This is a genomic window from Microscilla marina ATCC 23134, assembly GCF_000169175.1.
GTDB lineage: Bacteria > Bacteroidota > Bacteroidia > Cytophagales > Microscillaceae > Microscilla > Microscilla marina.
In genome coordinates, this window is sequence record NZ_AAWS01000047.1 from 18,748 (window position 1) to 45,503 (window position 26,756).

At 43.4% G+C, this 26,756-nt stretch carries 11 protein-coding genes; 7 read left to right on the forward strand and 4 right to left on the reverse strand.

The genetic code is table 11. From position 1 onward, the window contains the following. Positions 1–138 precede the first annotated feature (138 nt). A complete protein-coding gene (locus M23134_RS29420) occupies positions 139–444 on the reverse strand; it encodes an ArsR/SmtB family transcription factor (RefSeq protein WP_002702678.1) in 306 nt (101 codons plus the stop codon). Positions 445–1,024: 580 nt separating this feature from the next. Between M23134_RS29420 and M23134_RS29425 the strand changes: the two genes are divergently transcribed. The 5 genes from M23134_RS29425 to M23134_RS29445 all read left to right on the forward strand — a co-directional run bounded on the left by M23134_RS29425 (position 1,025) and on the right by M23134_RS29445 (position 17,785). Further along, a complete protein-coding gene (locus tag M23134_RS29425) occupies positions 1,025–10,105 on the forward strand; it encodes a T9SS type A sorting domain-containing protein (protein ID WP_045114587.1) in 9,081 nt (3,026 codons plus the stop codon). 2,410 nt (positions 10,106–12,515) lie between these two features. Continuing rightward, complete coding sequence (locus M23134_RS29430; RefSeq protein WP_002702682.1) at positions 12,516–13,934, forward strand: FAD binding domain-containing protein; 1,419 nt, start codon at positions 12,516–12,518, stop codon at positions 13,932–13,934. Next, positions 13,931–16,210, forward strand: a complete 2,280-nt coding sequence (locus M23134_RS29435) for a xanthine dehydrogenase molybdopterin binding subunit (protein WP_002702684.1) — start codon at positions 13,931–13,933, stop codon at positions 16,208–16,210. The genes M23134_RS29430 and M23134_RS29435 overlap by 4 nt, the downstream gene beginning before the upstream one ends. Continuing rightward, complete coding sequence (locus M23134_RS29440) at positions 16,203–16,706, forward strand: hypothetical protein (protein ID WP_002702686.1); 504 nt, start codon at positions 16,203–16,205, stop codon at positions 16,704–16,706. Before M23134_RS29435 ends, M23134_RS29440 begins: the two co-directional genes overlap by 8 nt. Positions 16,707–16,846: 140 nt before the next feature. Continuing rightward, positions 16,847–17,785: an XdhC family protein gene (locus M23134_RS29445; RefSeq protein WP_002702688.1), complete on the forward strand. Its 939-nt coding sequence runs from the start codon at positions 16,847–16,849 to the stop codon at positions 17,783–17,785. Between the two features lie 109 nt (positions 17,786–17,894). Here M23134_RS29445 and M23134_RS29450 read toward each other — a convergent pair whose 3' ends face one another. Continuing rightward, complete coding sequence (locus tag M23134_RS29450; protein ID WP_002702690.1) at positions 17,895–20,087, reverse strand: fibronectin type III domain-containing protein; 2,193 nt, start codon at positions 20,085–20,087, stop codon at positions 17,895–17,897. A gap of 681 nt (positions 20,088–20,768) precedes the next feature. Beyond that, a complete protein-coding gene (locus M23134_RS29455; protein WP_045114588.1) occupies positions 20,769–22,703 on the reverse strand; it encodes a SpoIIE family protein phosphatase in 1,935 nt (644 codons plus the stop codon). A 300-nt stretch (positions 22,704–23,003) separates the two neighbouring features. On the opposite strand from M23134_RS29455, the gene M23134_RS29460 reads away from it, so the two are divergent. After that, positions 23,004–23,408, forward strand: a complete 405-nt coding sequence (locus M23134_RS29460) for a hypothetical protein (protein WP_002702693.1) — start codon at positions 23,004–23,006, stop codon at positions 23,406–23,408. Next, positions 23,405–24,640, forward strand: coding sequence for a hypothetical protein (locus tag M23134_RS39100; RefSeq protein ID WP_053337411.1), 1,236 nt, complete (start codon positions 23,405–23,407; stop codon positions 24,638–24,640). Before M23134_RS29460 ends, M23134_RS39100 begins: the two co-directional genes overlap by 4 nt. 371 nt (positions 24,641–25,011) lie before the next feature. On the opposite strand, the gene M23134_RS29470 is transcribed toward M23134_RS39100, so the two are convergent. Continuing rightward, positions 25,012–26,433, reverse strand: a complete 1,422-nt coding sequence (locus M23134_RS29470) for a lactate utilization protein B (RefSeq protein ID WP_002702699.1) — start codon at positions 26,431–26,433, stop codon at positions 25,012–25,014. Positions 26,434–26,756: the final 323 nt, after the last annotated feature.

Genomic DNA, 26,756 nt, shown 5'->3' on the forward strand with positions numbered 1-26,756 from the left:
ATGATAAATCTAATTTTGCCTCATCAAATGAATATATGTTAATTTATTGTTTTGTTTTTCTAAAAAAAACTCGGATATAGGGTGAGCAAAAGCTTGCAACGCTTTATCCGAAAGTTTTTGCAAAAAGTAGGGGAGCTTTTATATAAAACTACACTTCTCCATACAATCAAAAATATTGGTAATGTGATCATCAACCAGTGCATAGTAAATATTTTTACCTTCCCGATTGGCTCTCAGCACTCCTTTATCCTTCATTTTAATCAAATGATGTGACAGTAACGATTGTTCAGTTTGGGTTTTTTCCTTTAAGTCTGAAACTGTTAACCTGCCGTGGTTTTGTAATACTTCCAAAATGCTTAACCTTACCGGGTGGGCAATTGTTTTGAGCACTTCGGCTACTCGTTCCAGTTTTTCTGCGCTGATGTTACGTTTAGTTGTTGTCATACTTTTTCTAAATTTAATTACCTTACTATAGATGCCTTGATATTGTAACGCAAATATATGAACATATTTTCATATAATCAAATCCTAACCTTTAACTTTTGGCAAGCTATGAAAAATCAATGAATTTGATGCCTTACAAGCGAGTATATCCTTATAATATTTACATTTCAGCATTTTTTTGTTACAAAAACTTACATCAAAATCAGTAGTTAAATATTTTGACTATTTATGTTTAATTGGGGTAAAATGGCGTGATAATAACTTAAAAGCCAATTTTGAACTGTTTTGGCACGAAAAAATATGTTTTTCCCTGTTAAAACACAGCTTCGGTTTTGAAAATAGGCTTAAACCTTTCACGTGTGATATTACCATTTTGAATACATTTTGGCTGAAAACCGTATACAGTAACAAACACTACCCTACCTACAACTTATTAATCACGCATTTATAAATAATTATATAAACACTGGATGTTTATATAATACCATATAAAATACTAACCACGCCTGTACAAATTAACATACTACTACTACATTTTACATAAGTTTAAATATAGGATACTTTAACTATTATTAATTTCATGTCAAAAATTACGAACGTACTTCTTGTAAGCTGGGTGTTTGTACTGGCTTGTGCATTGACTACCCAAGCACAAACTGTTGCTACCTGGAACCCACCCTCTGCTGGGTCAACATCAGGAGGTTTTTATTCTGACCTCAAAGAGTTTAATTGGCTTGATCCTGCTAACTGGTCTTGGACTGTGGGTGGAGCAGGAGCCGACCCTACAAATCCTGCGGTACCTGATAATGGGATACCAGACGAAAACACCGAGGTGATAATTCCGGCTGGAACACCTGTGTGTTGGATTCCGGAAGACTACACCAATTATTGTATCGACAAAACTACTACCCCGGCAAGCCCTACCGTGGGCAATGCCCCATGCGCAGGCAACTTTGAAGCTGTTACCCGCCCTACTTGTAAAAAAATCACTTTGAACGGTGGATTATACAATCAAGCTAGTTTGAACAACAACAACGATACTAAATCGCTGTATGTAAAAGACGTAAATGGTACTTCCGACGGAGACTTTATTATTGCTAGTGGAGGGGTTTACCTTTCCGAAGCTTTTGTTACTCAAGTAGAAGGCAACTTTGACCTTCAGGCAGGGGGGCATTTGGTAGTGTATAACAGTGACAACAGCATTCAGGTAAGTCGGGACCTCACCATCAATGGTAACATTACCAAGCAAGCCCTAATCACTGGGCGAACCCTTACTTTTGACTTCAGAGGTAAAGAAAGTTCCATCATTAATGGAAACCACCTCACCAACCGCATATCTACTGCTCAGGCGAATGTAGCACCTTACATGAACTTTACTCATTATTATACTTATGGAGCTATAGACAACCTCATCATTAGCAAAATAAAAAATGACCCTTTGAATACGGCTGCGGCTGATCCTACGGTGAGTAACCACGCCAGCTTTCCTATTTTGGTAGGAGTAATGGACAACGCGGGTACTGGGTTAACAATTGGTGGTTCGGGAAATGTAACCATTAATGGAGGTGCCTTGATAGTAAAAAACGTGACCGCCGGAGGGTTCAATCTGGGGGCAAGCACCTTTAACGGAGTAGATAACTGGAATTGGGATATTCCGGCTTCAGACATTAACGTAAGAGGTAAAATATTTATTGCCAATGCCAATGTAGGTACAGGTACTTATACGGGGTCTAGCCTTGACCTGACTGGAGGTTCGAGCGACCCCCGGTCTATTTGTATGCATTTGGGGGGCAACTTTGAGGACTTAAACATTGTAGAGCCATCGGGTAGCAATGGGGTTCGCAATGGTTTTTATATCAATGGATCGAGAGTGAGCTCTCGTCAAGACAGAAGACCTACTGTAGTGTTTAATGGGGTAGGAGATCAAGACATTCGTGGAATCAACGGAGTAGGGACTACTTTCTGGCTTCGTGACTATAACGACAACCCTACCGAGGGCATAGGCATTGCTTTTCCAGAAGTAATTATTAATAAAGCTGCTGATAAAAAAGTATCCATCAACGCCAGTTCTAACTTGCGTATTTTTGGCGATTTACGTTTGTTGTCAGGTATTTTTGATGTCAATGGGCGTACCTTTCTTTTTGGCGACCGTTCGGAAGCTAACCAATATCATGGGCAAACCAATGCCAATGGTGACGAAATTAATATTTATGGAACATTGAATGCGCCTGCCGGATCGGTGATAAAAATGAACACAGGTAAGCAACACCGAGGTACTATTATGCGGGTGCGTGAAGGTGGTTTACTCAAAATCATGGGTACTGCCAATAATACCAATATCTTAATTCGTGATGGTAGGGTAGGTACCTATTACAGAGTAGGTGTATATGGAGGAGGCAAGGCGGCAGTAGTCAATACATTTATTCAACAGCAAGCTGGGCGTTCCAACGACTTTGGGTTAAGTGGCACCAACTATGCCACAGATGCCAGCGGCAGTGCGGGAGGTAATAATAGTGTAGGGGGATTTAAAACTTACTTTAACGCGTCATTGCTTCATTTCAAAGAAAACGTACTTACAGGAGAACTTGAGTTGGTAGACATGAACAACCCTACCTTCTCTAACGAAAACCCTACTACTTACGATGCTGACTATAGTAGCTTTAGCTATTGTGGCTTTGCCGGAATGGGGGGAAGTGGCGCCCACCTGACCATTAATACCGGGCAGAAAATGAGGATTTTAAACACAGGTTTTGGAGGTAATGGAGGGAATACTGCCAGAAATATTGTCAACAACAATACCAGTGGATTGGTTATCACAGTACAAAACTCTTCGGGACAAGCCGGAGGAGTAAATGGAGAAAGCAAAGATGGTGGATCGGCTGATGATAAGGTAGTATGGGTAAGCCCTACGCCTGTGTATTGGTGGGGACCACCTGTAGCCAGAGGTTATGACCAACAATGGGATACTGGCTCTAAAGGAAAATCGGGTAGTTATGGTGCATCGGGAGCAGGTAGTGCCACTTATATTAGTAATGACCCTTATGACAGTTATTATGGAAGCAACCCTACTTTGCCCAATGGCTCAAACACTTATCTATACCACGCGGCACTTTGGTCGTCTGCTGATGCCTTAGGTGTATCCAATGTGTGGTCGCTCAACGACCTTGTATGGGAACCTTTACCTACTGGGGTAGTGCCCGGAACCGCCGGAAACGAAGATTATACTGCTTATATTTTGGCAAGAGCTACCCGAAGTTGTTATGTAGATGGAGACTATACTTTGGATGGAAGTATTTATGTACATCATAATGGAGCCAACAATGGGGTGACCCGCCAAAGTAGAAGGGTATTATACTTTGACAATACCACCCCCCACACAATGATAGTAAAAGGAGAAATTCAAAACTCTTCTTATAGTCGCGATGGACGCATTTATGGAGGACAAGCAACTGTACAAGTGGGTAGAGACCTTTTTACTCAGTTTGCTTATTTTTACCCACAAACTTCGCATTTTATTTTCAATGGAACTTCATCGCAGGAAATACGCATAGGAACCAACTCTTTTTATAACCTGACCATCAATAAAGCCTCTGGTAGTGCCCGTATACAGGGAATTGGAGGGATAAGTGGTGCCAACAAAAACACCTTGGTAGTACGCAAAGATTTTGTGTTACAATCGGGTGAAGTAGCCTTGGTATCGTCTACACCTATGTTGGTGATGGGTGATTTTATTCAAACGAGTGGGCATTTCAAGTTTATCAAGTCTCCGGTAAACATTCAGGGAAACCTGAACATATCTGGTGGAACCAACGACGATGGTGGTACAAGTACAGCAGCATTGATTTTTACGCCCAGCGATAATACTACCCGTACGATCAAAACCAGTGGGTTGAAGTTTAGCAACATCTACTTTAACAAGAAAATTTACAAAAGTGGTAAAGTGGGACATGGCAGTGATACCAACCCCTTTGGAACCACCTCAAACAAAGATATCAAAGGCGAAAAAGCCAAAAACGAACCCAGTGATGTGGTATACCAGGTCACAGATGACCTGGAGTCACTCAACGGCATAGAAATAGATGAAAACCGTATTTTAGAGGTTGTAGGAGGTAAAAAAATCATCAGTGCCGATATGATCATCCGCAACAAAGGGCAGTTGATTACAGGAACCGCCACTCAGATTCAGGTAAAATCAGGCGGAAAGTTGCACATACAAGACGGAGGTTTTATGCAATTGATGGGGTCTTTCTCAGAGTATACCAAGCTTACTCATGACCCTTCTAGTTCTGGTACTTATAAGTTTGATGTAGATGGTACCCTCAAAGCCCGTTACTTTTTGCTGGAGTACATGGACAAAGACGGGGTAAACATAGATGCCAACGCCAAAATATTGAGCCCTGGTACTATAGTACAAGGTGGAGGAGGAGAAAACTACTCTAATTCGCCAGATGTAACTATAGCTGGAGGTGGTGGTTTGGGGGCTACCGCCAGTGCCACAGTAGCCACTAGTATTACTAAAATAGACTTGGCCGATGGTGGATTGGGCTACTTGACCAACCCCACGGTAACCATTACTGGAGCAGCTACTACCCCGGCTACTGCTACAGCAAGCATTGCAGGTGGTGTAACAGGCATATATATTACCAACCCTGGCGGTGGTTATAGCGAAATGCCCACCGTGGCTTTTACAAATGGTGCAGGCGTAAGTGCAGTAGGCAAAGTGACCGGAAGTTTGGATGTGCTAAATATTACCAATGCGGGTAGTGGATATACTACTGCACCTGAAGTATCTTTGGTAGATGTTTCGGGGGCTACCTTGGTAGCAGGTACTGCTACAGCCACCATTACCGGGTCGGTCACGGCAATAAGCATAGACAATGCAGGAGCAGGTTATGCCACTTTTCCTACGGCTACTATAGACAATACCGCCACCAATGGCACCGGATTGGCAGTAACTCTGAAAGGAAGTGTTACTGGTATTACAAACCTGGTAGGAGGGTCGGGTTATTCTTCGGCCACGGCTACTATCAGTGCCCCAGGCGGAGGAGGAACTACTGCTACTGCCACTGTAAATATATCGGCAGGCTCGCTTACCGAAATGACAGTAACCGCAGGAGGAACCAGTTATCTGTCAAGCGGCAATGGTACCTTTGAGGTATTGATTAGCGGAGGATCAGGTACAGGTGCTACTGCCACTGCCAGTGTATTGAATGGAGAAATTTATGAAATAGAAATTACCAATGAAGGAACAGGGTATGCCAGTGCCGATGTATTAACCCTTGATTTTGCTACCAATGGAGGGGGAGGGTCAGGTGCCACTGCTACCTATACTATAATAAGTGCCGGAAGCATTACCGGGCTTACGTTTACCAATAGTGGTTCAGGTTATACCTCTATACCCACGATTACCCTTTCGGGTGATGGCAGCGGTGCCAGTGCAGACGCTACATTGAGCATAACCGAGGTAGACATTACCAGCGGAGGGTCAGGGTATAACAGCACGCCTACCATTGCTCTTGATGATCCTACTACTATAGAAGGGGTAACTACTGAGCTGACCCCCGTAATCTCAGGAACAGTTACTGCCCTTACTATAGGTTCTGAGGGGTCGGGTTACGAAAAAGCTCCTTTGGTATACATTGCTTCTCCTGCTGCCAACGCTGACGCAACAGTGGCGGGGGGTACTATTACCGGGGTGACCATTACTTCGGGTGGCTCAGGTTATACTTCGGCTCCTTCGGTTACTTTTGTAGACCCTAATGGTACCGGAACTGGCGCTACCGGAACCGCCACTATAGTCAATGGAGTGGTGACTGCAATTAACATTACCAGTACTGGTAACAATACTTACTCTGACTTGACCAGGGTAATCATAGGCACCCCGGCTGGTCTGACCAACGCCATTGGCGAAGCCAAACTAAAGGTGACTCGTGGAATAATGTCGAACCCTGGTACTAACTACACGGGTGGTTTTGACTTGATTTTTACAGGGGGAACCCCTACCGTAGCTGCTACGGCAAAAGCTACGCTAAGTGTAACTTCTATTAGCTTGACCAATCCTGGTGATGGTTACACTGCTGCACCTACAATTACACTGGGTGCACCCGATGCGCCAGTAAGCTTTCCAGGAGGAGTGGGCGATGCAGTTACAGCTACTGCAAGCGCAGCTACCATTGGTAGTATCAGTAGTTTTACTGTAACTAACAATGGCACTGGATATACAAATACCCCTTTTGTGATTATAAAAGATGCTACTGGACGTGGTGCCGAAGGGCAAGCAATACTTGGAGCTACTACCATTGATAGGGTGCTGGTATTGGATGGGGGTAAAAACTATACAGCAACCCCCACAGTAACCATTACTGGTGGAGGCGGTACCGGAGCCACGGCTACGGCTGCTATTTCAAGTGGTGAAGTAACCAATGTGGTCATTAACAATGGAGGCTCGGGTTATGGAGCTCCGCCTACTATTACCTTTACAGGAGGAGGCGGTACTGGTGCTACTGCCGAGGCAGTAGTAATTGGAGGCAAAGTAGTAAGTATAGGAATGGTAAACTATGGGTCGGGTTATACCTCAGCCCCTACCATTACCATCTCTGGTGGAGGTGGTACCGGAGCCACGGCTACTGCCGAAATAGGCGGAAGGGTGATCAGTGTGACACTAACGAATCCTGGATCAGGCTATACCGGAACTCCTGCTGTGGAGTTTAGTGGGGGAGGAGCTACCGCTATCAGTGCCATAGCCGCTGCTTATCTTACGCCTACCACATTGGTTGATATAGTACCTACTACTTCTAAGGTGTACCCAGTAGCAACTTTTAGTGACGCAATTTTTACCAATGCTACCGAAGATGGTAGTACGTTTATTACTTTTCCGCAAGAGTACAGTGTATACCGCAATGGGTCAAATGACTATAGTACCACAGATGCCTTACCCGCCAATGTGACCCATGACTATAGTACTTCACCAGCAGTAGATACGATTTATAATGCGGTGTTCCCAAGTAATCCTGACCCTATTCTGACTTTTACCAACGCACCAAGTAATGTAAAGCGGACTGGAACCTCTAATGACCCCCGAAACCGAGTGGTATTTAAAGACGCCATTGGTACTTTTTCAGGGGAGGATTTTGACAGTGAAAACACCATTGCTGATAACAATGACAATAGTTTAGGTATCAATCCTTTTGGGATAAAAACTGACAGTATGATATTGTGGAGAGAGCCTAATGTAGTGCGTTGGGATGGAGGATTGACTGGCGCCGGAACGGCCTGGAATGACCCGACCAACTGGCGCCCTGACCGGGTACCCGGACCAGGTGACTTTGTGATTATCGACCACCGATTGTTGTTCTTGCAGTGGAACTTGCTCAAAGGACCACCCGATGTGATTTCGCCTTCAAACTTTGTGGTAGATATGAACCTAAGCTCTAATACCAACCCTATTACCTGTAGAAGTTTGACGATAGAGACCTTGTTGCCCGAACCCAATGATGGCTCACAACGCAACCCGATTACTATTGAGGTAAATCAACCGCTGACGGTGTTGGAAAACCTGACCATTTCGAAAGATGCCACGGTAAAAGTAATGAACAATACCGCTACCATCAGCGTAGGAGGAAGCTGGAGTAATGAGGGGACTTTTGAACATGGCAATGGTACAGTAAAGTTTAATCAACCTTTTACAAGGGTAATCAAGGCAATTACCTCGTCGGTAAGTTTTGACCCTAACACTCAGATAGGGATACCAGCTGCCAACCTGAATGCTTTTTATAACTTAGAGATTGAGGACGGTACCACTGACTTGAACTCTTATATAAGGGTAGAAAACGACTTGACAATTAAGAATACCAATACCAAGTTGAGGTCGTCAAACAACCCGATTGAGCTATGGGGTAACTGGCAAAACGAAGGAACGTTTTCGCCTGACAATGGTACCGTGTACTTTGGGTCTAACCTTACTCAAACTATAGGCACAGGGTACCGTACGGAGGCCACCGCTACCGCAGCGCTCACTGGCGATGCGGTAAGTAGTACATTTACCATTACCAACCCTGGCGATAAATATGCCCAGACTCCTATAGTAATGATAGAAGGAGGGGGAGGCACCGGAGCCACTGCTACAGCTACTATTAATGGCGATGGGCAACTCACTGGCATTACTTTAGACACGCCAGGCTCAGGGTATACCTCAGCACCTACGGTAAGGCTGGTAGCTCCCGAAACTGAGAAGTTTTTTAATATGACGGTGAGTAAGATTGTTAACAATGTGGTGACCAAAAACCGGATTGAAATTCAAGATGCAGGAGCACTGTCTTTGAGGGAGCAAAAAGTGATTTCGAGCGAAAATGCCGAAGTAATACTGGGGCTAAATGCTACCTGGACCAGAGTAAATGGCTATGTAGACGGACCAGTAGGGAGTGTATACAACTCCGCCTCTTCTTTGACGTCTAAGTCATATCCAGTAGGCAAGGGTGATGTATACCCTGGTGATAATAACGGGGTAAGGCTTGATATTCAATTGACGGCTACCCCAGATGCGCCTACTTCATCGGTGATGTACATAGTAGAGCAGTTTGAGAGCGCGGCAGTAGATGGACGAACGTTTCCGCCTGATCCGAGCGATAATATAAACTACTTGTCACGCAGTAGACATTGGAAAGTCCGTCAGGCACGTTACCCAAATATCAACTCGGCTTTCCCTACCGTTTTAGGAGCAGAAGTAAACTTTAGCAAGGCTGTCATTGGTTTGCCCTTTAGTGGCGCCAACGAACGGGCTGACGATCAAATAGCAGCTTTGTTGGCGGCGAACCCTGGTTTGCCATTGGGTACCATGGTCAATGACTTGTTATTGTCGCAGCTAGATGAACTCAGGATATTGAAAGATCCTGGTTTGACTGGACCAGCCAATGCTACTAACAATGCGAAGGGTTTGTTGGCCGAAACCCCTACTTTGGACACTAACGGAGAGCGCTGGAGCAATATAGGTGGTGGAGTAAACGACATTACCAATTTTAGTATAGGAGCTGCTACCCTGGTGTCTAATGAGTTTACCAGCTTGGGTACCGGAACTTTTACCCTTGGTTGGAACTATACCGCATTGCCCATTAACTTGTTGTCGTTTGAGGCCAAATTGATCAAAAACAATCAAGTAAAACTTGATTGGGTGGCTCAAAATGAAGAAGAAGTCAAGCAATACAATGTAGAGCGAAGTACAGATGGGGTAAATTTTAAAACCATAGGTACAATCAAAGCAAGCGAGAGTGAGCAAAGTACCCAGAAGTACGAAATGATAGACCCATCGCCCGAAATAGGGCTTAACTATTATCGCATTCGTCAGGTGCAAGCGCACGAGTCTTCGCGTCGTTCGCGGATGGTAGAGGTAAAAGTAGCCGTGGCACGCAAGATGGAGGTATACCCCAACCCTGCCACCAAAACTGAAGATCTACAGGTGTTGGTGCCTGCCGATGCTGGCGACAAGGTAGCGGTGAGTATACTGGATATTCAAGGAACCCAAATGTACAATAAAGTCTATGCTGACTTTGCCGGGGCTCCGGTTACCTTTCCTCATTTGCAATTGCCCAAAGGCATATACATTATCAAGGTGACCATCAACGATGGGGCTGGAGGAGTGAAAGAGCAACGGATTGTGATTCAGTAAAAAAACTGATTTTTGGAATGAAAACGCGTCTTCTTCTTGATAAGAGGGCGCGTTTTTCTTTGGTAGTACCGTCATCGCCTCAGATCGTGTCTCGACGAGCTGATCGAAGCTTTGAAAAAGCATTGTTCCCAGGCTCTGTGACGGGGCGATTTAGCTTTGCTGAGCACCGACATTCATCGGTATCTAAGGACTCGTAAACTCGGTTGTAGAGATACAAACCAAGGCGAAAAAAAAAGTAGTTAGTCCAACCTGATAGGATTCTAAAAAATCTGATCAGGTTTTCAGGGACAACTCAAGCCAAAAATAGCCTCCTCGTGTTGGCATTAAGGCTTCAGTCTGATCATTCCAAGCCACATACCTACCCAAAAACTTGTACACCAGTCGTTTTTCAAAGTCTTAGGTTAGCATTGCTCAGGTCACCCTGCGGTAAGACCTTCGCGGGAGGTAATTGTTTAAGTTGAATTTGGAGATACAAACCAAGGCGAAAAAAAAAGTAGTTAGTCCAACCTGATAGGATTCTAAAAAATCTGATCAGGTTTTCAGGGACAACTCAAGCCAAAAATAGCCTCCTCGTGTTGGCATTAAGGCTTCAGTCTGATCATTCCAAGCCACATACCTACCCAAAAACTTGTACACCAGTCGTTTTTCAAAGTCTTAGGTTAGCATTGCTCAGGTCACCCTGCGGTAAGACCTTCGCGGGAGGTAATTGTTTAAGTTGAATTTGGAGATACAAACCGAGGCGAAAAAAAAAGTAGTTAGTCCAACCTGATAGGATTCTAAAAAATCTGATCAGGTTTTCAGGGACAACTCAAGCCAAAAATAGCCTCCTCGTGTTGGCATTAAGGCTTCAGTCTGATCATTCCAAGCCACATACCTACCCAAAAACTTGTACACCAGTCGTTTTTCAAAGTCTTAGGTTAGCATTGCTCAGGTCACCCTGCGGTAAGACCTTCGCGGGAGGTAATTGTTTAAGTTGAATTTGGAGATACAAACCGAGGCGAAAAAAAAAAGTAGTTAGTCCAACCTGATAGGATTCTAAAAAATCTGATCAGGTTTTCAGGGACAACTCAAGCCAAAAATAGCCTCCTCGTGTTGGCATTAAGGCTTCAGTCTGATCATTCCAAGCCACATACCTACCCAAAAACTTGTACACCAGTCGTTTTTCAAAGTCTTAGGTTAGCATTGCTCAGGTCACCCTGCGGTAAGACCTTCGCGGGAGGTAATTGTTTAAGTTGAATTTGGAGATACAAACCGAGGCGAAAAAAAAAGTAGTTAGTCCAACCTGACAGGATTCTAAAAAACCTGATCAGGTTTTCAGGGACAACTCAAGCCAAAAATAGCCTCCTCGTGTTGGCATTAAGGCTTCAGTCTGATCATTCCAAGCCACATACCTACCCAAAAACTTGTACACCAGTCGTTTTTCAAAGTCTTAGGTTAGCATTGCTCAGGTCACCCTGCGGTAAGACCTTCGCGGGAGGTAATTGTTTAAGTTGAATTTGGAGATACAAACCGAGGCGAAAAAAAAAGTAGTTAGTCCAACCTGACAGGATTCTAAAAAACCTGATCAGGTTTTCAGGGACAACGCAAGCCAAAAATAGCCTCCTCGTGTTGGTATTAAGGCTTCAGTCTGATCATTCCAAGTCACATACCTACCCAAAAACTTGTACACCAGTCGTTTTTCAAAGTTTTAGGTTAACATTGCTCAGGTCACCCTGCGGTAAGACCTTCGCGGGAGGTAATTGTTTAAGTTGAATTTGGAGATACAAACCGAGGCGAAAAAAAAAGTAGTTAGTCCAACCTGACAGGATTCTAAAAAACCTGATCAGGTTTTCAGGGACAACGCAAGCCAAAAATAGCCTCCTCGTGTTGGTATTAAGGCTTCAGTCTGATCATTCCAAGTCACATACCTACCCAAAAACTTGTACACCAGTCGTTTTTCAAAGTTTTAGGTTAACATTGCTCAGGTCACCCTGCGGTAAGACCTTCGCGGGAGGTAATTGTTTAAGTTGAATTTGCTTGGATGGACACACACCAGTTTCAACCTGGCAGGATTCTATGACAACGCTAAAAAATCTGGTCAGGTTTTCAGAGAGTTGTCGACCTACAAAGTTGTCGTCCAAAGTGTTGCTATTAAAGCACTAACCAAACCAACACTTGCCTTTTAAGTTTCGAACTAAATTACTCAGGTCATTATTCGGTAAAAATCCTCGTTAGGGGACAGACTCGGTGTAAGGACCGACGACTTGTCGCTTGAAGCTTTTTGCTCCTATGAGGGCACTTAACTAAAAATCTTTATTTTTTTGAATTTAGAGACTGCTTTACGTAATTTTGTAGGTTATACCAGGGCATTCACCCTAAGTTTTGCGCCGAACCCTTTTTGACAAAAAACACAGGATCAGAAAAATACTACATGATAGAATTTATATTAAACGACACCTCTATAGCTACCCCCGCAGCTGTAGGGATTCCATTGCTCGATTTTATCCGTTACCAGCAGCACCTGTCGGGTACCAAGATAGGCTGCCGCGAAGGTGATTGCGGGGCTTGTACAGTGTTGGTAGGCACCCTGCACAACGATGGTATGCACTACCAGTCTATGACCTCCTGCATTACACCATTGGGCAACGCTCAAGGCAAACACATAGTAACTGTAGAAGGGCTCAATCTACCCCAGGGACAGCTCAATCAGGTGCAACAGGCAATGGTAGACGAAGGGGGCACCCAGTGTGGTTTTTGTACTGCGGGTTTTGTGGTTTCTCTGGGTGGCCATTGCCTGAGCCATCAATCTTCAGATTATTCAAAGGCGTTGGCAGCAGTAGATGGCAATATATGCCGTTGTACTGGTTATAAATCTATCGAGAGGGCTATTCATACCATTGACGAAAAGCTTCAGGCAAAAACAGCGGGTCAGTCTTTGGGCTGGTTGGTGGCGCAAGGTTTTCTGCCTGCCTATTTTACCGACATTGCCAACCGCATGCAAGGCTTAAGTTTGCCTGAACCCCCTATCACACAATCTACCGATCTTGATGGGCACTACATAGGTGGGGGCACCGATTTGTATGTGCAAAAGCCTGAAGAAATGATGCGTTCAAACTTATATTTGATGTTTGACCAAGAGGCATTAAACAAGATTGAGGTCAAGCATGAACGCTGCTATATAGGGGCGGCAAGCTCGGTTTCAGATGTTTGGCAGTCAGAGATAATGCAAGCCCACTTTCCACGGCTAAGCCAATACCTTAAGCTGGTATCGTCTACCCAAATACGCAACATGGGCACCATAGCGGGCAACTTGGTCAATGCCTCACCCATTGGCGATTTGAGCATTTTTTTGCTTGCCCTCAATGCTACTCTGGTGTTAAAACACCAAGACCAAACCCGCGAAGTGCCATTGCGCGATTTTTATAAAGGGTACAAAATCCTGGACAAGCAACCCACAGAGTATGTCATAAGTATTTATTTTGACTTGCCCACTGCCCATACAGCTTTCAATTTTGAGAAAGTAAGCAAGCGTACTCACCTTGACATTGCCAGTGTAAACGCGGCAATACAGCTCAAAACCGAAGGAATGTTGATCAAAGAAGCCCACTTGTCGGCAGGAGGGGTAGCCCCTGTTCCTCTTTATTTGGCGAAAGCCGCCCAATACCTGAAGGGCAAAACCCTGAGTGCTGAAGTAGTAAAAGAAGCAGCTAGAATAGCCAATGATGAGGTAGCCCCTATCAGCGATGTGCGTGGTACGGCTACCTACAAACGCTTATTGTTGCGCCAACTGATTTATGCGCATTTTATCACCATTTTTGAAGGTACTTTAACCCTGGAGGATTTAGTATGAAGCAGGAACAAACCCACAAAAGCTTGAAAAACATTGACTCGCACGGCCATGTAAGGGGAGAGTCGATATATGTAGACGACATTGCTGTACAACAAGGTACTTTGTATGGGGCAGTGTATGATGCCCCAGTAGCCCACGGACACCTCAAGCATATAAACGTGCGCAAAGCCAAAGCCTTGCCGGGGGTAGTAGCGGTGTTTACAGCTGCCGATGTACCAGGCGAAAACCAGATTGGAGGCATCATTCCCGATGAGCCCTTGTTTGCCGATAAGGAGGTACACTTTTGGGGGCAACCCATTGCTTTTGTCGTGGCACAAACCGAAGACATTGCCCGCGAAGCCGCCCAATTGATTGAAGCCGAAATAACCCCCCTTCCGGTAATCACTGATCCGCGTGAAGCAAAAGAAAAGGGAGAATTGATCGCCCCTCCGCGTACTTTTGTGCTGGGCGATACTGCCACTGCCTGGCAAGCTTGCCCACATGTGTACAGCGGGCAGGCAAGCACCAATGGACAAGAACATTTGTACATAGAAACCCAAGGGGCGTATGCTTGCCCTGCGGAGAATGGTAATATTAAAATTCATTCGTCGACCCAGGGACCCACTGCGGTGCAAAAAACAGCCGCCAGAGTGCTGGGTTTGCCTATGCATGCTATAGAGGTAGATGTAACCCGACTGGGGGGCGGTTTTGGGGGCAAAGAAGACCAGGCTACGCCGTGGGCGGTAATGGTGGCGTTGGCGGTATACCACCTTAAGCGTCCGGTAAAATATATATTACACCGCATGGACGACATGCGTATGACGGGCAAGCGCAATCCTTATACCTCTGATTTTAAGATAGGACTAGATGCAAACCTGAAGATCATCGCGTATGAAGCTACTTTTTACCAAAATGCCGGGGCTGCCGCCGATTTGTCGCCCGCAGTGCTGGAGCGCACCCTTTTTCATTGCACCAATAGCTACTATGTGCCCAATGTAACTGCTACTGCCTATAGTTGTCGCACCAATTTGCCGCCCAATACTGCTTTTAGGGGCTTTGGCGGACCACAGGGGATGTTTGTGATAGAAGCCGCTATAGCCAAAGCTGCCCAGGCATTGGGGGTGCCTGCGGCCGATATTCAACAAAAAAACTTGCTACAAGCAGGAGATAGCTTCCCTTACGGGCAAAAAGCAGAAAACCCTGAAGCAGTAAGTTCGTGGAGTGCGGCTACCCGCAAGTATGCTTTAGATCATATTGCCCAACAAACAAATGCGTTTAACGCTGTCAACGCTCACTATAAAAAAGGTTATGCGTTGATGCCTATCTGTTTTGGTATTTCTTTTACCAAAACCTTGATGAATCAGGCGCGGGCTTTGGTACACATCTACCACGACGGCAGCGTAGGCGTAAGCACTGGCGCAGTAGAAATGGGGCAGGGAGTAAACACCAAAATGCTACAGGTAGCCGCCCAGGTTTTTTCTATTGCCAACGAGCGCATCAAACTCGAAACTACCAATACCACCCGTGTGGCAAATACATCGCCTTCGGCAGCCAGTGCTACCGCCGACTTGAACGGGAAAGCATTAGAGATTGCTTGTCGCAAATTGCTGGAGCGCCTAAAAGTAGTAGCCGCAGAAGAGCTGGCCATTGCCAATGTCACAGATGTTACAATTAACAATGGTTGGGTGCACGCCAAAGGGCAAAAAACCGAACTTGATTGGAACACATTGGTACTGCAGGCGTTTCTGAAAAGGGTAAGCCTGAGCGAGGTAGGACACTACGCTACGCCACGCATTCATTTTGACCAAAGCAAAGAAAAAGGACACCCCTTTGCTTACCATGTATACGGCACGGCAATAACTGAAGTAACTGTAGACTGTATAAGAGGCACTTATGAGTTTGACGCTGTGAAAATTGTACACGACTTTGGGGCAAGCATGAACACCATTGTTGACAAAGGACAAATTGAGGGTGGTTTGGTACAGGGCATTGGTTGGATGACCCTGGAAGAGCTGGAATACAACAAGCAGGGCAAACTGTTGTCCAATGCTTTGTCTACTTACAAAGTACCCGATATTTACTCAGTGCCCAAAGATATACAGGTGGAGTTTTTGGCAGCTGAAGGCAGCAATTTGGCCATTTTTAAATCCAAGGCGGTGGGGGAGCCTCCGTTGATGTATGGCATTGGCGCTTACTTTGCTATTTTGAATGCAGTAAGGGCTTTTAACCCGCAGGTAACCCCTGCATTTGATGCGCCTTTTACACCCGAAAAAGTGTTAACTGCCTTGTATGAATAACTTGCAAAAAAGATTTGAATATACCCCTCAAAACATTGCACGAGGGGCAATAGTGTATGCCTTGGGCGATTGTATAGCGGCATTTATTTTAGGAGAGTTTGCCTGGCTACGCCTGTTGGGGATGATGCTGGTGGGGGCAACTTTGTATGCTTTTGAAATTCCTAATTATTTTCGTTGGATCGCCCGCAAGGTAGGCAACGATTCCAGCCTGAAGGCGTCGTTTCAACGCACCGCGCTCGCTTTGCTCTACTTTAACCCCTTGTGGATTGCCCGACACCTGGTGCTTATCAAGCTGGTGAGCGGGAATGCTCACTTGGTAGGGGGGCATTTGCTTGGCATTGCTTTTTGGTCGTTCATAGTCAATATACCCGTATCGATAGTGGCCAATTATGTGATCCAAAACAAAATACCGTTGCAGTGGCGTTTTTTGGCAAGTGCTATATTTTCGGGGCTTATGGCAGTATATTATGCTTTGAGCGAGCTGTTTTTTCAATAAGTGACCCAAAACTCCTACGGCAGGGTTTGTGTTTTTATTATATTTGCAAATATGATATTAAACAGGAAATATTCAATTAACCCCGACAACCGGGCAAAAACACTGGTCGCTGAGTAACGGTTGAAATTAAATGACACCCCATGAACATTTGGCAGTTTATCAATACACAACTAGAGCAATACACCCCAGTAATGCTGCTGTATGTAGTAGAAAGCAAGGGAAGTAGCCCAGGCAGGCAAGGGTTTAGCATTGCGGTAACGCAAAAAGCCCTGCAAGGCTCTATAGGTGGGGGCATTATGGAGCACAAGCTTGTAGAGTGGGCGCGTGATTTGCTGCAAAAGCAGCCATACGAGGTACAGCTCAAGCGGCAGGTACACCGCAAAAGCGAACAAAAAGACCAGTCGGGGATGATATGCTCAGGCGAACAAACAATTGCTTTTATCCCCTTGGTGTCTAAAGATTTGCCAGTGGTCCAACAAGTGCTCAATGCAGCCTCAGGGCTGTTGAAACTGTCGCCCCAGGGATTGGGGTTTCAGACGAAAGCCCCCGCCTTGCCACGTTATCAGTACTTTGAGGCTACTCACCAGGAGTGGAGCTTTGCAGAACAAATTGGGGTGCAAAACAATGTATACATAGTAGGAGGGGGGCATGTAGGGCTGGCGTTTTCTCAGGTAATGGCAAACCTCGATTTTCGTATTCATATTTACGACAATCGCCCCGGTTTGAATACAATGGAGGCAAATCATTATGCTCATTACAAGCGGGTACTACCTTACGACCAATTGGGCGAAGCTATTCCAGCCGGAGCAAACCACTATGCAGTGGTCATGACCTTTGGCTACCGCAGCGATGATATAGCTATTCGGCAGTTGTTGGGCAAGCCCCTGAAGTACCTGGGGCTGATGGGTAGCCAGGCTAAGATAGACCAGTTGTTGGCAAATTTGAGAAAAGATGGTTTCCCCGAAGAGCAAATCAAAAAAGTACACACGCCTATAGGCATACCTATTCGCAGCAAAACCCCCGCAGAGATTGCCATTAGCATTGCTGCTGAAATTATTGCCGTAAAAAATACTGAGTAAGGGAAGGGTACTGGACCGAAAGGAACAAAAAGGGATGGCTAAGAAACAAAAAATGGAAGCAAGGTGAGTTGCTTCCATTTTTTGTTAATATTGATAGGGTCAATGTTCATTAGAAACCACAACCCTGCATAGTATAAGTTGCCGAGAAATACCCTTGTTGGTTTTCTGCTACATCTTTGCTATTGAGGCTAAATATAAATACTTCGGTACTACTATAGATGGATTCGCTTTGGATATTATGAATCGGTAAAAAACCTCTAAATTCATTGTCTTCCGGCCATGATGCTTCATTGGTCCATTGGTCACGATTGGTACCTATAAAAAAGCATAAGTCAGGGTTAAACAAAGCCAACGGGCTTAAGCCACCTATATAATTGTATGTTCTAAATGAACTCCCAAACCTGTTTACGGTAATTACATTACCTTCGGCATCCCTTATATAAGTAAAATTAGCTTCTACCGAAGTTTTTGTCGGGTTGCCATAGATAATCCATGAGTTACGTTGTCCTTGTGCATCATACCCAAATTCCCATAATTCCATAAATGTCCCAGCGCTATTTTGTTGCTCTATAGATTGAAGCAGCCCACCACTGTATGTATAAATATGCTGTGTAAGCAGGCTACCATTATAATGCTGGTTTACGCTTTTGATGGTGCCGTCTGCGTTATAATCAACCCGAAACCTGACATCAGCGCTTCTGTTATGGTAGTGAATCTCTGACAAGCGGTTTTGTGCATCATAACTAAAAGTTTGACTTCGGTTGCTGGTAGAACTACCCGTAAAGTAGTCTATCTTGGCAAGCTTACAAGTATTGCCAATGCACGGGCTTACTTCTACCACATTGGAGTAAGCCGATTCTTTGCCAAAACGTTGAGCGCGTAAGCGGTAATAGTAGGTCGTTTTAAAATCTAAACCTCCTATTGTATGCGAGGTGCCAGTCACCTCTTTGTTTTGATATCCTGCTACAAAATTAGTAAAAGAAGCATCAGTGGCTACGTCTAATAAGTATACCGTAATATCGGCCTGTGCTGCCCAGTTGGCGGTAAACTCAAATGCCTTTTGGCTGCTGGCGGCATTGGCTACAGGGGCGGGCAATAAACCAGTGTTGGCTGTAATCACATTTGAGTTGTCAGACACTGCGTTGAGCCCTTGTGCCCTTACCCGGTAATAATATGTAGTACTGGCGTTGAGCGAAGTTACGTCTATATAATTGTCGATCACCGCCAGGTTGTTGTACGCTGGCAATATTTGGCTAAATCCTGGATCAAGTGCCACATCCAACAAGTACGACGAAGCATTGGTCACTGTTTGCCAGTTGGCTCTAAACCCTCCGCTTTCTATATTGTTGGCAGCAGTGGCCACCGGAGCAGCCAGGTTGCTGGTATTTACTGTAATTACCTTTGAGTAATTAGACCTGGTTTCGCTGTTAAGCGCCCTTACCCGGTAATAGTATGTTTGGTTGGCGTCAAGGTTAATGATCACTAAGCGATTGGCGGTCAAGTTCAAGTTGTTGTATTTGGGCAAGATGCTTTCAAACAATGGGTCAGTGGCTACATCTAATTGATAAGAATCAGCTTCAGGCATTGCCTTCCAATTGGCTACAAAACTTGTATATTCTATCTCGGAGGCAGGCAAAGATTCGGGACTGGGCAAAGTAGTAGTAAACACTGATGTAGTATTAGAATAATCAGACAATGAATTAGATTGTTTCACCCTTACTCTATAAAAATATTGCTTGTTTACAGTGACATTGCTTATCAGTAAATGAGTATCAGCTGCTACTTCGTGCCCTTGGTAGCCATCAATAAATTTTGTAAAAGCTTCGTCAAGTGCTACATCCAGCAAATAAGCGGTTACAATGGGCATTTTTTTCCAGTGTACCCTAAAGCCAGTGGCCGAAACCTCAGTAGCAGGGTATACTGTGGGGTGGTCTAATGCCTCGGTAGTGACGGCTATTGCATTGGAGTTTTGAGAGATTTGACTGGATATGTTGGCCCTTACCCGGTAATAATAAGTAGTGTTGGCTTCTAAATTATCAATGGTGAGTCCTGCTTCTACAATTTTTTTTGCCTGATAGCCGTCTACAAACTGACTGAAATCTTCGTCAAGTGCCAGGTCTATTTCGTAACTGCCTGCACCAGTAACTTTGTTCCATTGTGCTGTAAACCCAATCACCCCTATATTTTCTGCTTCGGCAGCTATAGGTACGGGGAGAATAAACTCTTTTTCGAATAAAGAACAACTATAGAGTAAGCTACTTGTGATAAATAATAATAAACTAAGTTTAGCGATTTTAAACATATTTGACTTTGTAGTTTTTGTACACTGAATAGAAAGGAACTTTGTTAGGAATTGCCCTTGCTTTTGAATTGATGTATTATTGTATTTGAAACCTGATAAAATAGTTCGTTGAAGCTGGTTTGACTGAAGGCATGAAAGTGCTTATTTGTATAAAATACATACAAATTTACACTCTTCATGGGTTTTTATCAGGATATGTGACCTTCTATTTACTACTTGAGAATTGGACAAAAAGACTTTTTCTTGTAATATATAAACCAAATTATTACACAATGGCTGGCTGAAGTTCAATATAAACAAGGGGTTTATCCGAGTGGGTAAAACAATGATGGGCTTGCCACTGGTCGCGTAAGGCAAATATTAGAGTAAGTGTATACAGTTGATTATGAAGAGCTTATAGGGGTATAACGCCTTTGGTGATATTTAAATAAACCTTGAGCTATTTGTTGTCGGGCTCGCTCAAAAGCTGATTATGCCCTCTTCAGGCATGCTCGTAATATTTATACTAAAAAAAATGCAAGTCGTATACGTAAAAAAGCTGAATTAGGATGATTTTTAAACCACTTTCACGATTTTTTCATGAAAAAATACTAAAAGAGCCTAAAGTGAGGCTTTTTCAACCCTCGATACTTGGGCAGATGTAGGCAACCAGATAACGGCTTTCTGGGTTAAACATTCTGCTTAAAGGCTAATCCCCAGCACGGTAATATCGTCCCGTTGGGGTTCGGTACCCATGTGCTCATACATATCGCTTTGGAGTGCCTCTTGTTGCTCTAGCATTGTTTTTTCTTTGTGGCTATCTATTACCTTCACAAAACGTTTTTTAGTGTATTTTTTACGTGCCTGGTTGTGTTGGTCAAGCAAACCATCGGTAGTAAAATAAAGATTGGTTCCTGGTTCAAGCAATAGTTCGTGGTCTTGAAAAGCATCTTTATGCAAAGGCTTGCGTCCTCCTATAGAGCGCCGGGTTCCTTTAATTTCGCGTAGTTCATTCTCCTGGACATAAAAAAGCGAGTTTTTGGCACCAGCAAAAGTAACCTTAAAAGAGTTTTGGGGAAGGTTTTGCTGTACTTGCTCTAGCAATACCGCCATATTTTCCAGGTTTTCGGGCAAATCTTTGTCAGCCTCTTCCGCTGCCTTTTCTATCATCAACAGGCTCAAGTCCATGCCGTCGTTGTTTAGGTTTTGGTCTTGACGCAAGGCGAGGTGTATTTCTTTGTCGAGTTGTTCCAGTACTTGTGCTGGAGCAAAGGTTTTGTGTTGAATAATGATTTCGTTGAGTAAAATAGTACCAATCATACTCATAAAACCACCTGGCACCCCGTGCCCAGTGCAATCTACTACCGCCAAAAACAACTTTTTCTTGCGTTTGCCTATCCAGTAAAAATCGCCCGAAACCACGTGCATAGGTGAGTAAATGACAAAGTTTTCGGGAAAATAGGCTTGTATTTCCTCTTCGGTGGGCAAAATAGCTCCCTGAATTTTGCGGGCGTAGTTAATGCTGTTCAACAACAAGTCGCGCTTACGCTTAATTTCTTCCGAACTTTTTTTGACCTTATCAATGCTGGAATGCATCTTTTTTAGCATCAAGTGAAAGTCTTTCGACAAACGCCCTATCTCGTCGTTGGTTTTTACCTTCTCAAAGGCTACCTCTTTCGAGAAATCATTTTGAATAATGGTATGGATAGAGCGCGACAAACGATGAATGGGGCGGCTCAAAATGCGGGTAAGAAAGAACGCCAAAAACACCATCACTCCCACGCCCAGCATCATTACTGTAGACAGCAACCACTTATTTTGGCTTTTGAGCACCTTGGCACGGGCGCGAATGTGTTGGTTAAAATTCAATATCACCTGATCCAACGCTCCCGAAACCTCTATCAACCTTACTTTAATGCCTGTTTTGTCATTTAAACCAATGACCTGATCGGTTTTTACCAATTCTTCAAAAGTATGGGCGTAATTGTTGAGCGCCACCAATAACTCCTGGCGCTGGTTACGTTGTGCGATGTTTTGCTCAATATCTGCCTTGAGCAGTTGCACAGCAGTATCCATTTTTGTGGTATAACGCAGGTCACGCCTAATGATAAAATCCTTTTCATGACGGCGTATCATCAATATTTTGGCAAGGTCGAGCGGTTGTTGGTGGGCTTCTATATAATGAATGTGTTTGCGCATTTTGCCTACCAGTCCGTAGTCTTTAAACCCCCGATACTTGGTTTCCTTCACTATTTTTTCAAACAATACCTCATATTGATTAAACAAGCGAGTGAGCGAGTCAACCCTGCTTCCAGCGTATAAGCCTTGGGTGCGCTTGAGGGTGTCAAGGTTGTGGCGAATATGTTCAATGGTTTTGCGGTGACCAGCCAGGTAGGTGCTTTGTCCTGTTTTGTAGAACAGGGGGTTGATGGTTTCGTTTTCATAAAACCCTTTTTCCAACTTATTAGTCGCTTGCATGTCTCTATTTACCTCGGCAAGCTTATCCAGCAGGGCGTTTATTCGTGCTTCTTTTATATCAAACCATATATTTATTAAAGAAATAAACAGGATAATGACCAAAAAGAAAAAGAAAGAGGCAAGCATCTTGGCTCTTATAGTATTGAAGTGTGACAACATTGGTCAATTAATTTATATACTTTATGTATCAGTTTTTCGTTCTTCTGTGCCACAAAAATACAACCTTATTTTGGCTAAATCTGCACAATCTCCCATTCTTCATATTATCTTAATACTATACATGGTCAAAACGCTATGTCCCCTTGCCAAAGTACTATTTAAAACCGAGTGTTTTTGCTCTCTTTCTGTGGGTGATTTATTAAATTAACAAGGCTAAAAAAACGTATCGCCTAAATTCTACAGCGGTTTATCAAACACAATAAACTTGTGATGAGGCGGTGTTGAGTTTTCTCAAGCTAGATGGAAACAAAACACCCCGTTCATTCATTTTTCAAAGCTTCTGAAATCTGGAATAAATCAAAAGCTATGGATTTAGAGGGAGACAAGGAAATAGAATACAATACCATCAACTTGCCCATAATGGATGTCAAAGTATTGAATCAAAATAACGTAAGACTAATGAGCAATCTAAAAAAAAGAGGAGCTTCGCTTTTGGCTACTCTTGATAAGGGTACCCGTTTCAGGATTTTAAATCATAGTAACTTTTTCAAAAGAAAATACAGTAGAAATCCAAATGTTAATCCAAATCAAATGCGCGTTGAAATAGTAGATGGGGAACACACAGGTAAAAGTAGATTTATTAATGCAACCACATTATTACTAGATGAGCGTACTGCTTGGCGCAATCAACAAAAGAAAAAATGATGCAACGACAATTAATTTTATTTTTAGTTCTTGTAAACCTTGGGGCTTTCTCTACTATAGCTACTGCTCAATACAATAGTAAAAAAATAGCAGGCTATATAAAAGAATATAAAGATCATGGCTTTGTTTTTTCTCCTGATAGTATTTGGAATGGATATTCTATAAATCGTGATTTATTAAAAATTATTGTACATCCTAAAATTAGCGATCAGGCTAAATTGTACATTGACTTAAAAATCTCAAACAAACTGCATGGCACATCATACCTTACAAAAAAAATGAAGGAGATACTCTCTGAACTCTATGCTAAAGCATTACATAGAGCTTGTCAAGAGCCTTGGGTTATGATTAACAACTATGAATTTGGGTCTTGGGGATATATTAATGAGCGCTTTCTATGGCCTGGCCCAGGAGCGCGAATTGGGCAACTTGGTAAAACAATGATAAAAGCATTATATCCTTTGTTAGACAATGATTGCCTGATTCAATTGAACTCTTCTTATACCCGCAGAAATTTAAAGGTACGAGTCAAAGACTATGCAGCATATTATATAAGCCATCTACAAGGAAATCCACTTCTTTTAGGAAAGTACAAATCTTTTGCAAAGAGGGATTTATTAATTCTTCAACTAAAAAAAACACTGCCAAAAATACTTCTAAAGTCAAAAGAAGAGCTATTGGCTGACTTTATTATTAAAAAAAAACATGAGAATGATTTGTCAAAGTCAATAAAGGATAGCTTGTGGAAAAAACATAATAAAACTCTATTAACAATTATTACTCACCCAGAAATTGATGATCAAATAAAACTTTATGTAGACTTAATCATCGAAAATCGTCAACTTAAGCTTACTGCCTTTGACAAACAAGCGAAACGAGAACTTGCTCGCTTATATGCCAAAGCATTGAAAATGACAGGTTATTATCCTCAATGGTTTTACAGTTCTGGCAATTCTTGGGCATTCATTGCCAGTGGTCATGTTGGACTTGGTCCTGGCGCACGAGTGATGCAACTAGGAAAAATCATCATCCCAGAACTCACTGGTTTGTTAGATGATAATTGTATTATTTATTCTCGTCGAGATGCTTACTATTTCAGGTTTAGAGTAAAAGATTATGCTGCATTCCTTATCGCTCGGATCAAAAAAATCCCATTGTTTTTAAATAAGTATAAATCTCCAAAAAAACGAGATGAATTGATAAAAAAACTGAAGGATCAATTAAGTAGGTAACTTCTCTAGACTAAAATTGATGAATACTGGAAAGTTCACTTTCTCTTAAAAAAAACTGTACTGGGCATCTTTGTGTTTAATTTTTCTTTCAGATAGTAACTTTCACGTGAGAGTATCTATTGTTTACAATTTGCCTCCCGAAGTACAACGCCTAGTAGACAAAGGGCTGTTAATAATAGTAAGGTGACCAACTAAAAACACCCCGCTCAAAATAAAATTGAACGGGGTATTTTGCTATCGGCTAAAGCGCGCCAATGCTGTTTCTTAAGTAAGTATGTAACTTATAAACCCCACTAAAAATCAACGTGCTATAAAACTGGTAACAGGCTTTAAAGGCTAACAGTTGTAGAAGCTACTGACTCCCGACTAACCTACTTCTTCTTCGTTTGCTTCGCCTCTTTTTTAGTGGCTTTTGCCAAATCTTTTTGTCGTTCTTTCCAGAGTTGGTTAAATGACTTAGGGGCTACTTCTATGTCTTCGCGACGCTTGCCCCAGGTCTTTTTGAAAAAGCGCCTAAAAAAGGCATTTTTCATGTGAGCACTGCCCAGGTTCATCCGACTGCGTTTTTTCATTCCTATCTTCCAAAGCCTAAAGCTAATACGCTCGCTGCGGGGCGCTAGTTTTTGCTTGGTACTTTCGTGCCTATTGAGTAACAACTGTTTGGGAATGTCTATTTTTACCGGGCACACTGAAGCACAAGCCCCGCACAACGAACTGGCATAACTCAAATGTTTGAATTTTTCCATTCCGGCAAGGTTAGGCGTGATGATTGACCCAATAGGGCCACTGTAAGTAGTATTATAGGTGTGCCCTCCAATGTTTTTGTATACCGGGCAAGCGTTCAGGCAAGCCCCACAGCGGATACAATTTAAGCCCTGGCGTTTCTCGGCGTCAGCCAGCAGTTTGGTTCGTCCATTGTCCAGCAATACCACATACATTTCGTCCGGGCCGTCGGTTTCATCTTCTTGACGAGGTCCGCTCACAATGCTATTATACACCGTCAGGCGTTGCCCAGTACCACTCGTAGAGAGCAACGACCAAAACAAGTCGAGGTCTTGCATAGTAGGTATCACTTTCTCTATGCCCACAATGGCTATGTGCACCTTAGGAAAAGTAACCGATAAACGAGCGTTGCCTTCGTTTTCGGTAATGGCTACTCCACCCACATCAGCCACCAGGAAATTGCCCCCAGTAATACCAATCTCTGCCTCGGTGTACTTTTCGCGCAACAGTCGTCGGGCTGTGAGGGTAAGTTCTACCGCGTCATCGGTTTTGGGGGTGTGCAGTTTGGCGTGAAATATATCAGAAATATCTTCTTTGGACAGGTGCATGGCAGGCGTTACAATATGATAAGGTTTTTGCCCGGCAAGTTGTACAATGTATTCGCCCAGATCAGTTTCTACTACTTCTACATGGTTTTTTTCCAAAAACTCATTCAAATGAATTTCTTCGGTAGTCATCGACTTAGACTTTACCACCATTTTGGCCTCGTTTGCCTTAAAAATCTTGTCGATTTCCTGCAGGGCTTGTTGGTGGTTTTCTGCCCAAATTACCTTTCCTCCTTTGGCAGTAAAGTTTTTTTCAAACTCAAGCAAGTGAGTATCCAGACTGTCTATGGTCTGGGTTTTTATGTAAGCAGCCCGGCTGCGTGCCAGGTCGTGATCGTCGTATTGAGTCAACCCTTTGTCTACCGAGGTATGGTAGCGACCCATATTAAAACTAATCGTGTTTCTATGTCGTATATCGAAAGCCTTTTTTTCGGCTGCGTCTTTAAAATCTTGTTCCAGACTCATAATTTTAGTGGCAATGTATGAATACAATAGTCCACGGCTCTCCGTCGATGGTCGATAGCCGTTTTGCGAGTATAAGCACCTGTAAGTACATTGAAAAATAGTAAGTTATATACTTCAGGGTAGTACTATTCATTTTTTAGCTTGTTTGCCCAAAAGCCCCAAACCCCTCTTTCATGAGGTAAGAATGCATATTGTTTGGCTCATTTGACCTAATAGACATAAAAAGCGTTGGAGTATTGTGAATAACAAACTTACTACTAAAAAGTTATAAATGCCAATGGTAGGGAGCTCTGTGAAGCTAAAAGCTAATTATGAGTTAAACA

Coding starts and splice junctions, on each gene's coding strand:
- M23134_RS29420 (WP_002702678.1), bottom strand. CDS start 444: ATGACAACAACTAAACGTAACATCAGCGCAGAAAAACTGGAACGAGTA.
- M23134_RS29425 (WP_045114587.1), top strand. CDS start 1,025: ATGTCAAAAATTACGAACGTACTTCTTGTAAGCTGGGTGTTTGTACTG.
- M23134_RS29430 (WP_002702682.1), top strand. CDS start 12,516: ATGATAGAATTTATATTAAACGACACCTCTATAGCTACCCCCGCAGCT.
- M23134_RS29435 (WP_002702684.1), top strand. CDS start 13,931: ATGAAGCAGGAACAAACCCACAAAAGCTTGAAAAACATTGACTCGCAC.
- M23134_RS29440 (WP_002702686.1), top strand. CDS start 16,203: ATGAATAACTTGCAAAAAAGATTTGAATATACCCCTCAAAACATTGCA.
- M23134_RS29445 (WP_002702688.1), top strand. CDS start 16,847: ATGAACATTTGGCAGTTTATCAATACACAACTAGAGCAATACACCCCA.
- M23134_RS29450 (WP_002702690.1), bottom strand. CDS start 20,087: ATGTTTAAAATCGCTAAACTTAGTTTATTATTATTTATCACAAGTAGC.
- M23134_RS29455 (WP_045114588.1), bottom strand. CDS start 22,703: ATGTTGTCACACTTCAATACTATAAGAGCCAAGATGCTTGCCTCTTTC.
- M23134_RS29460 (WP_002702693.1), top strand. CDS start 23,004: ATGGAAACAAAACACCCCGTTCATTCATTTTTCAAAGCTTCTGAAATC.
- M23134_RS39100 (WP_053337411.1), top strand. CDS start 23,405: ATGATGCAACGACAATTAATTTTATTTTTAGTTCTTGTAAACCTTGGG.
- M23134_RS29470 (WP_002702699.1), bottom strand. CDS start 26,433: ATGAGTCTGGAACAAGATTTTAAAGACGCAGCCGAAAAAAAGGCTTTC.